The 453-nt window shown below is 50.8% G+C and carries 1 pseudogene; it reads left to right on the top strand.

Annotation, left to right across the window (positions count from 1 at the left end):
- Positions 1-437, top strand: a pseudogene (locus ACTHUR_RS20645) (redoxin family protein); the annotation flags it as partial.
- Positions 438-453 lie beyond the last annotated feature (16 nt).

Genomic DNA, 453 nt, shown 5'->3' with positions numbered 1-453 from the left:
CGCTTGGCGCTTGCTCATCCAAAATAACGGATACCGACGCCGCAACCGTACCGCAGGCATTGTCCTAGTTGAAACCCCCTGACAACCGCCCTGCCAGTGTTTTCCTAAAAAAAGACAAACCCACCCTGATTCAATTTTGGGCACGTTGGTGTCCTTTATGTCTGTCCGAATTGGGACAAACCGAAAAATGGGCGCCAGATGCAAAATTCGGTTCTGCCAACCTGATTACCGTTGCCTAGCCCGGTTTTCTGCACGAGAAAAAAGACGGCGACCTCCAAAAATGGTATGCCGATTTAAACTATCCTAAGCTGCCCGTTGTGACCGACAACAGCGGCTCCATCGCCCAAAGCCTGAATATCAGTGTTTACCATTCATGGGCATTAATCGGCAAAGACGGCGGCGCGCAGCGCATCGTCAAGGGCAGTATCAACGAAGCGTAGGTATTGGCTTTAA

Source organism: Neisseria sp. P0021.S007, assembly GCF_051956855.1.
This window is presented reverse-complemented; position numbering and strand designations above follow the sequence as displayed.